This is a genomic window from Stenotrophomonas sp. Sm6012, assembly GCF_030985895.1.
Classification (GTDB): domain Bacteria; phylum Pseudomonadota; class Gammaproteobacteria; order Xanthomonadales; family Xanthomonadaceae; genus Stenotrophomonas; species Stenotrophomonas forensis.
This window is the reverse complement of sequence record NZ_JAPTFX010000185.1, coordinates 1-7,594: the sequence shown is the minus strand read 5'-3', so window position 1 is coordinate 7,594 and position 7,594 is coordinate 1. Positions and strand designations below refer to the sequence as shown.

9 protein-coding genes are annotated in these 7,594 nt (G+C 68.6%); 6 read left to right on the top strand and 3 right to left on the bottom strand.

Annotation, left to right across the window (positions count from 1 at the left end):
• Nucleotides 1–170: 170 nt before the first annotated feature.
• The 3 genes from hda to O0J73_RS20525 are packed head-to-tail and all read right to left on the bottom strand — an operon-like array spanning nucleotide 171 to nucleotide 3,171.
• Nucleotides 171–878 carry a DnaA regulatory inactivator Hda gene (gene hda / locus O0J73_RS20535; protein ID WP_308309512.1) on the bottom strand — a complete coding sequence of 236 codons (708 nt, stop codon included), beginning with the start codon at nucleotides 876–878 and terminating at the stop codon, nucleotides 171–173.
• Nucleotides 878–2,047 carry an AI-2E family transporter gene (locus O0J73_RS20530; RefSeq protein WP_006423004.1) on the bottom strand — a complete coding sequence of 390 codons (1,170 nt, stop codon included), beginning with the start codon at nucleotides 2,045–2,047 and terminating at the stop codon, nucleotides 878–880. Before O0J73_RS20530 ends, hda begins: the two co-directional genes overlap by 1 nt.
• Entirely contained in the window at nucleotides 2,044–3,171 is a 1,128-nt protein-coding gene (locus tag O0J73_RS20525) for a DUF2066 domain-containing protein (protein ID WP_239684194.1), read from the bottom strand. The genes O0J73_RS20530 and O0J73_RS20525 overlap by 4 nt, the downstream gene beginning before the upstream one ends.
• A 112-nt stretch (nucleotides 3,172–3,283) precedes the next feature.
• On the opposite strand from O0J73_RS20525, the gene purM reads away from it, so the two are divergent.
• The 6 genes from purM (at nucleotide 3,284) to O0J73_RS20495 (ending at nucleotide 7,530) form a co-directional block, all read left to right on the top strand.
• Complete coding sequence (purM, locus tag O0J73_RS20520; RefSeq protein ID WP_308309510.1) at nucleotides 3,284–4,342, top strand: phosphoribosylformylglycinamidine cyclo-ligase; 1,059 nt, start codon at nucleotides 3,284–3,286, stop codon at nucleotides 4,340–4,342.
• 20 nt (nucleotides 4,343–4,362) lie between these two features.
• Nucleotides 4,363–4,854 carry a hypothetical protein gene (locus O0J73_RS20515; protein WP_308309509.1) on the top strand — a complete coding sequence of 164 codons (492 nt, stop codon included), beginning with the start codon at nucleotides 4,363–4,365 and terminating at the stop codon, nucleotides 4,852–4,854.
• Nucleotides 4,855–4,861: 7 nt separating this feature from the next.
• Nucleotides 4,862–5,299, top strand: coding sequence for a hypothetical protein (locus O0J73_RS20510; protein WP_006422918.1), 438 nt, complete (start codon nucleotides 4,862–4,864; stop codon nucleotides 5,297–5,299).
• Complete coding sequence (gene purN, locus O0J73_RS20505; protein ID WP_006422916.1) at nucleotides 5,296–5,949, top strand: phosphoribosylglycinamide formyltransferase; 654 nt, start codon at nucleotides 5,296–5,298, stop codon at nucleotides 5,947–5,949. Before O0J73_RS20510 ends, purN begins: the two co-directional genes overlap by 4 nt.
• 67 nt (nucleotides 5,950–6,016) lie before the next feature.
• Entirely contained in the window at nucleotides 6,017–6,844 is an 828-nt protein-coding gene (locus O0J73_RS20500) for a DUF3108 domain-containing protein (RefSeq protein WP_049455803.1), read from the top strand.
• Between the two features lie 2 nt (nucleotides 6,845–6,846).
• A complete protein-coding gene (locus tag O0J73_RS20495) occupies nucleotides 6,847–7,530 on the top strand; it encodes a DUF3108 domain-containing protein (RefSeq protein WP_308309508.1) in 684 nt (227 codons plus the stop codon).
• Nucleotides 7,531–7,594 lie beyond the last annotated feature (64 nt).

Genomic DNA, 7,594 nt, shown 5'->3' with positions numbered 1-7,594 from the left:
GGTGTGAGCCGCATGGATGCGGCGACCAAGCCCCCATGGATGGGTTTACGGCGTCCCCGCAAGCCCACAGCGCCCCGCCTCCCCTCAGGAAGCCAGCTTTTGACGTTGACGTTGACGTTGACGCTGCTTCGGCGGGTGCAGGGCGGCAGCCCTGCAAACAAACCCCACCCTCAGTAGCGCGGCCGGCCTTCTTCCAGAACCTGGCGCAGGAACGGCACGGTGATCCGCCGCTTCGCCGCCAGCGACTCGCGGTCCAGCCAATCCAGCAGCGTGATCAACCCACCCAGCTCGCGCCCGGTGTGCGACAGCAGCCACTCGATGGCCGCCTCGTCAATCGCCAGGCCCCGGCGCAGCGCGCGCTCGCGCAGAACCGCCGCGCGGCCTTCCTCATCCAGTGGCTGCAGCAGCACGCGCACGCACTGGCCCAGACGCGAACGCAGGTCCGGCAGCAGCAGGCCCAGTTCTTCCGGCGCCTTCTGCGCCGTGTACAGCACGGTCACACCGGCAGCGCGTGCGCGGTTGTGGAAATCAAACAGCGCGATCTCGTCCTCGCGGTTGCCGGACACTTCATCCAGACCATCCAGCGCCACCAGCTCGCGCGACTCCAGCCCATCCAGCGCCGCGCGCACACGGCCGGCAGCGCTGGCCAGCGGTACGTAGGTCGGCAGGCGGCCGGCCTGCTCGGCACTGGAACACATCGCCAGCGCCTGATGGGTCTTGCCCGTACCCGCCGCGCCTTCCAGGTAGACCCAATCGTGGCTGGCGCCGACCGCGATCGCACGCAGCTGCGCCAGCGCGCCATCCGGCGCGCCGATGAAGGTCTCCAGGCGCTGGTCCCGCGGGTAATGCAGGGCCAGCGGCAGTTGCGGCACACCCATCACTTCAGGTCGGGGCCCTTGTCATCCGGAAGAATGATATGAGGCTGGTCGACCACGCCATCAAGCACGATCGCCGGTTTCTCACCCACGTACAGCTCGCTCTGGCGGTAGCGCTGGTGGGCATAGCGCAGCAGCACGTTGGTCACCGCCGCCACCGGCAGCGCCAGCAGCATGCCGAGGAAGCCGAACAGCTGGCCACCGGCCATCACCGCGAAGATCACCGCCACCGGGTGCAGGCCGATCTTGTCGCCAACGATGCGCGGAGTCAGCACGTAGCTTTCCAGCAGCTGGCCGACGGTGAACACCACGCCGACCAGGATCAGCAGCTTCAGGTCGAAGCCCTGTGCCTGCACCAGCGCGGCCACCACCGCCATCAGGATGCCGGTGGTCGCGCCCAGGTACGGGATGAAGCTGATCAGCCCGGCAATCAGGCCGATCAGCAGGCCCAGCTTGAGGCCGACCAGCGACAGGCCACCGGCGTAGATGACGCCCAGCGCCAGCATCACCAGGAACTGGCCGCGGATGAACGCGCCCAGCACCTCGTTGGACTCACGCGCCAGCGCGCTGATGGTGCCGATGTGGTTGCGCGGGATCACCGACGCCACGCGCTCGACCAGCTTGTCCCAGTCGCGCAGGAAGTAGAACGCCAGGATCGGCAGCAGCAGGATGTTGACCACCCAGGTCACCATCGCAAAACCCGAGCGCGAGACGTAGCCCATGAAGGTGGTGGCGAAGCCGCCGGCCTGCTGCCAGTGGCTGCGCACCCATTCGATCAGGCGGTCCGGATCCAGCCACTGCATCACTTCCAGGCCGGTCTTCTGCTCGAACCAGGGAATCCCCTTCTCCATCAGCCACGCCTGTGCCTGCGGAGCAACCGCGATCAGGGTGGTGATCTGGCGCTCGATCATCGGCACCAGCACCAGCAGCAGGGCCACGATCACCAGCACCATCGCCGCGAACACCAGCACCACGCCGGTCATGCGCGAGCGGCCGGTGGCCTCGATGCGGTCGACCAGCGGGTCGCCCAGCCAGGCCAGCGCCAGCGCCAGCACGAACGGGGTCAGGATCGGCGCCAGCAGCCACACCACCCAGCCGACCAGGCCGGCGAACAGGATGTACTTCAGCCGGCGCAGGAACTGCGCGATTTCCGCTTCAGGGGTCAGAGTCATCGCAGGCGGTACTCGTTGCTGACCGGCGCGGCGACCGGAGTACCGGTGGTGTCATCGATCGGGGTCGGCAGGGCCGGCAGCGGCGCGCTCGGCACCAGCACGCCGTTGTCACCCAGCATGCGGTTGAAGCCGGCCAGGCCGGTAGTCATCTCCAGGCTCAGCTCCAGCTGGCCTGCCGAGGCGTGCAGCGGAGTGACGTTGCGCACCACCGGCACCTCGCGCAGGCCAGCGGCCAGGCGCAGGTAGTCGTCGGCGCTGTTGATGCCGGTCACCACTACGCGGTAGGTCCCGGCCTGGCCGACCGCCACGCCGGCCTTGGCGTAGCGCTTGACCAGCGCATCGGCGGCACCGTCGGCGCCGGCGGCCATCGCGCGCATGGCGTTGGCGTCCTTGCTGGTCCACTTGTTCAGTTCACGGCCGTTGTCGACGAAGACCCAGTCCGCCTGCCAGCCGCCATTGGCGCGGTACAGCTTGCCGATCAGCTGCATCGGCGGCGAATAGCGCGAGGAGGCGCGGGCCACGGCGGCACTGTCCTGGCGCCAGATGGCCCCGGCCAGCGCCTGTTCGGCGGCGCCCCCGCTGGGCAGGCCCAGCTTGTAGCCACGCTCGATGGCGCGGTTCAGCAGCGGGCGGGCGGCATTGGCCTGCTGCACGCTGACCAGGCGCGGGCCGCTGCCGTCATCGACGGCCAGCCACAACACCGGCTTCGGCCGCGGCTGCGGCCACAACGGCAGGCCCAGCGCCGACACCAGCGAATCCACATCATCCTCGCGGAAGCGCGCCACCAGCAGGGTACGGAAGCTGGGGGCGCCGCTGGCGCTCACGCTCTGGTCCTGCTTGTAGTCGTAGCTGGCCACGTAATCCTTGGCATTGCGTAGTGCCTGCACCACGCCGGGGCGGGACATCACGCTGCGATCGCCGGACAACTTGCCCAGAACCACGCTCAGCGCGCGGGCCAGGGCGCCGTTGCGATCGGCTTCGGCCTGGCTGTTGACGGGCACTTCGGCCTCGTACGCGCCAGTGGCGGTGGCGACATCACCCTCGGTGCGCAGGCCGCTCTGGGCCATCGTGGCCACCGGCAGGCTCAGTGCAATGAGCAGGGTCAGAATCAGGCTGCGGCGCATCAGGACATCCATTGGCTCGACGTATCCGGGGGGAATTGTTGCCCGAATACGGACTTTGCGCCAATGCGGCCTGTTAAAATCGCCCGTTCAACCCCTGCCAGCGCCGACGCCCGTGACCAACAGCCCGTCTTCCGCCCCCTCCCCCCTCACCTACCGTGATGCGGGTGTCGACATCGACGCCGGCAACGAGCTGGTCGAGCGGATCAAACCCCTGGTCAAGCGCAGCTTCCGCCCGGAAGTGATGGGCGGCCTGGGTGGCTTCGGCGCCCTGTTCGACCTGTCCAACAAGTACCGCGAGCCGGTGCTGGTGTCGGGTACCGACGGCGTGGGCACCAAGCTGAAGCTGGCCCACCAGCTGAACCGCCACGATACGATCGGCATCGACCTGGTCGCCATGTGCGTGAACGACGTGCTGGTGCAGGGCGCCGAGCCGCTGTTCTTCCTGGACTACTTCGCCACCGGCAAGCTGGACATCGACACCGCCGCGGCGGTCGTGGGCGGCATCGCCAACGGCTGCACCGAGGCCGGCTGCGCGCTGATCGGCGGCGAAACCGCTGAAATGCCCGACATGTATGCCCCGGGCGAGTACGACCTGGCCGGATTCACCGTCGCCGCGGTCGAGAAGAGCGAACTGAAGGATGGCGCCAGCGTCGCCGCCGGTGACGTGCTGATCGGCATCGCTTCGTCCGGCCCGCACTCCAACGGCTATTCGCTGGTGCGCCGCATCTACGACCGGGCCGGCCAGCCGGCCGATCTGGAGCTGGAAGGCGGCGTGAAGCTGGTCGATGCGCTGATGGCGCCGACCCGCCTGTACGTGAAGCCGATCCTGTCGCTGCTGAAGTCGCACGGCGCCGCCATCCACGGCATGGCCCACATCACCGGTGGCGGCCTGACCGAGAACATCATCCGCGTGGTGCCCGAAGGCCTCGGCCTGGACATCCAGGCGTCGTCCTGGACCCTGCCGCCGGTGTTCCAGTGGCTGCAGAAGGAAGGCGCGGTAGCCGACAGCGAGATGTGGCGCACCTTCAACTGCGGCATCGGCTTCGTGCTGATCGTCGCACCGGACCAGGTCGCTGCCGTGTCCGAGGCGGTCAAGGCGCAGGGCCTGGAGCACTGGACCATCGGCCAGGTGGTCAGCGCCGAAGGCGCCGAGCGCGTCCACATCGGCTGATCGCACGCCCAGGAGCCCGCATGGACGCAAGGCCCCCCTTGTCCCCCACCCCGCTGCCGCCGCCTCTGGCGATGGCGCCGGTGTTCAGCGCGCAGGATGCCGACCACCTGCGCATGCTGTCCATCGCGCACTACGTGGTTGGCGGCCTGATCGCGCTGTTCTCGCTGATCTTCATCCTCCACATCGTGCTGGGCATCAGCGCACTGACCGGCCACCTGCCGATGAACTCCGGTGGCCAGCCCACGTCGCCGGCCGAGCAGCGCCTGTTCGGCTGGATGTTCACCATCATCGGCTGCGTCATCGTGTTCGGTGGCGTGACGCTCGGCGCGTTCGTCGCCTATGCCGGGCGCTGCCTGGCCGGCCGCCGCCGCTACCTGTTGTGCCTGATCGTGGCCGGCCTGGCCTGCCTGTTCGCGCCGCTCGGCACGGTGCTGGGGGTGTTCAGCCTGATCATCCTGCTGCGTCCGCAGGTGAAGGCGGCCTTCGAAGCCAACGTTCCTTCCCGCAGCTGAGATTTCCATGGCTTCCCTCCCGCCCCCGTTGAATGTGCCGCCTGGCTGGACCGCGCTCCAGATCGGCGGCCACCTGCACACGCTCAGGATCCTGTTCTGCGTCTACGGCGGCATCCAGCTGGCGCTGTCCGTTGTCCTGCTGATGGCCGCGCTGGGTGGCTACATCAGCGAAAGCCGGAACCCCACGGCGGGCATGCCGCCCGTGCTGCTGGCGGCGATCCTCGCCGTCGCGGCGCTGGCCATCGGTGCACTGGGCATGCTCAGCCTGACCGCTGCGAACCGGCTGGGGCAGCGCCGCCAGCGTACGTTGTGCCTGGTCGCAGGCGGTGCCGCCTGCCTGGGCGGCGCGCTGGGCATCGCGCTGGGCGTATACGCCCTGATCGTGCTGCTGCGTGCGGATGTCGCCGCCAGCTTCACCGAACCAGGCGGCGCGGTAGTCGCATGACCGCTCGCATTGCGGTACTGGCCTCCGGCCGTGGCAGCAATCTGCAGGCCATCCTCGACGCGATCGGTGGTGGCCGCCTGCCGGCCGACGTGGTCGGCGTGTTCTCCGACCGTCCAGGCGCCGCGGCGCTGCAGCGGGTGGCGCCTGGCCTGCGCTGGGCACACGCGCCGAAGGAGTTCGGCGACCGCGCCGCCTATGAGCAGGCGCTGGGCGATGCCGTGCAGGCATCGGCACCGGACTGGATCGTCTGTGCCGGCTACATGCGCATCCTGGGGGCCGCCTTCGTGCAGCGCTTCGAGGGCCGCCTGGTCAACATCCACCCCTCGCTGCTGCCGCTGCACAAGGGCCTGGACACCCATGCGCGGGCCTTGGAGGCCGGCGATGCCGAGCACGGGGCCAGCGTTCACCTGGTGGTACCGGAACTGGATGCCGGGGCGGTGCTGGCGCAGGTACGGGTGCCGGTGGAGCCCGGCGACGATGCGCAGGCGCTGGCCGAGCGCGTGCTGGCGGTGGAGCACCCGTTGCTGATCGCCACCCTGCAGCTGCTGTGCGCAGGCCGCCTGGCTGAACGGGAAGGACAGCCCCAACTGGACGGTCACCCCCTGTTTAGCCCGTTGGCCCTAGATTCCGCCGGGAACCTGAACCGGTAACGCCCGTGCACACGTCCCGCTGACTGCGGGGCTGGCATCCTGCCCCTCCCTGCGGTCCCTGTCCTTCATGAAGACCACGACCCTGCTGTCCACGTCGCTGCTGCTGTCGCTGGCCGTATTGCCCGCTGCGGGCTGGGGCCAGGCGCAAGCGCCTGCCGCCTCGCCCTCCCCGGCGCCGGTGCCTGCCGTGCAGCCACCTGCCGAGCCGGCGGCGCCGGTGTTGCCTGCGCTGGCATGGGAACCGCCGCCGCTGCAGCCGTTCAGCGCCACCTACCAGGCGTTCTACAAGAGCAAGGAGGCCGGCGACGCCAGCATGCAGGTCACCCACACCGGCGGCAGCCAGTGGCGGGTCGACATGCAGGTGGTCGGCCGCCGCGGCTTTGCCAGCGTGCTCGGCCTGAACATCGAGCAGAGCACGGTGTTCGAGGAACGCGGCGGTGTCTACGCGCCACTGAGCCAGAGCACGGTGCGCAAGGGCCTGTTCCTCGGCAAGAAGGCCGTGGGCACCTACAACTGGCAGGCCGGTACCGCGCAGTGGACCGGTGACGTGAAGAAGGAACGTGCGCAGCCGATCCCGCTGCAGCCCGGCGACCAGAGCGCGCTGCTGATCAACCTGGCGATCATGCGAGATGCGCGCCCAGGTGCCACCATGCACTACCGCTACGTGGACATGGGCAAGGTCCGCCAGCATGACTACCAGGCCGCGCCGCAGACCGAGAACGTCGAAGTCGGCGACCTGTCCTACAACGCGCTGCGGGTCTACCGGACCAACGGCGGCAACAACGAAACCATCCTCTGGATCGCCAACGGTGTCCCCACCCCGGTGCGCATCCTGCAACGCGAAGACGGCGAAGACCGCGTCGACCTCCGCCTGATCGAATACCAAGGAGTCTGAGCATGAGCACCCTGACCCGCCCCCTCACCTGGATCGCCGCGGCCGCCCTGTCGATGGCCAGCCTGCCGGCCATGGCCCTGCAGCCGTTCAAGGCCGATTACCTGGCCAGCTACATGGGCATGCAGGCCAATGGCAGCATGACCCTGAGCAGCGAGGGAGCCAACAAGTGGCGCTACACGCTGCAGGTGAAGAACCAGCTGGCCGACCTGAGCCAGAGCACCGTGTTCGAGGAAGTGCGTGGCCAGCTGCGCCCGCTCAGCAGCCAGGACCGTTCGGCCCTGCTGGTGAAGAAGCGCAACGTGCAGGCCAACTACAACTGGACCAGCAACCAGGCCACCTGGACCGGCGACATCAAGCCGGACCGCGCGGGCCCGATCGCACTGAAGGCCGGTGACATGGATGCACTGCTGATCAACCTGGCGATCGCCCGCGACCTGGCCGCCGGCAAGCCGCTGACCTATCGCATGGTCGACGAAGGGCGCATCAAGAACATGACCTACCGCGTGATCGGCAAGGAGTCGATCACCGTGGGTGGCAAGAGCTACGAAGCCACCAAGGTCTCGCGTGCCGACGGCAACAAGGAACTGATCGCCTGGATCGTCCCCGAGTTCCCGGTGCCGGCGCGCATGCTGCAGCGTGAGAACGATCGCGACGCGCTGGACCTGACCATCAAGGCGATGAACTGACGCGCGAACCGGTAGTGCCGGCCGCTGGCCGGCATTCTCGCGATGCTCCACGAGGTTCATGGGG

Excerpts from the sequence above, each read along its gene's own strand:
- purN (WP_006422916.1), top strand. The coding sequence starts at position 5,296 with ATGACCGCTCGCATTGCGGTACTGGCCTCCGGCCGTGGCAGCAATCTG.
- O0J73_RS20495 (WP_308309508.1), top strand. The coding sequence starts at position 6,847 with ATGAGCACCCTGACCCGCCCCCTCACCTGGATCGCCGCGGCCGCCCTG.
- O0J73_RS20510 (WP_006422918.1), top strand. The coding sequence starts at position 4,862 with ATGGCTTCCCTCCCGCCCCCGTTGAATGTGCCGCCTGGCTGGACCGCG.
- O0J73_RS20515 (WP_308309509.1), top strand. The coding sequence starts at position 4,363 with ATGGACGCAAGGCCCCCCTTGTCCCCCACCCCGCTGCCGCCGCCTCTG.
- O0J73_RS20525 (WP_239684194.1), bottom strand. The coding sequence starts at position 3,171 with ATGCGCCGCAGCCTGATTCTGACCCTGCTCATTGCACTGAGCCTGCCG.
- hda (WP_308309512.1), bottom strand. The coding sequence starts at position 878 with ATGGGTGTGCCGCAACTGCCGCTGGCCCTGCATTACCCGCGGGACCAG.
- O0J73_RS20500 (WP_049455803.1), top strand. The coding sequence starts at position 6,017 with ATGAAGACCACGACCCTGCTGTCCACGTCGCTGCTGCTGTCGCTGGCC.
- O0J73_RS20530 (WP_006423004.1), bottom strand. The coding sequence starts at position 2,047 with ATGACTCTGACCCCTGAAGCGGAAATCGCGCAGTTCCTGCGCCGGCTG.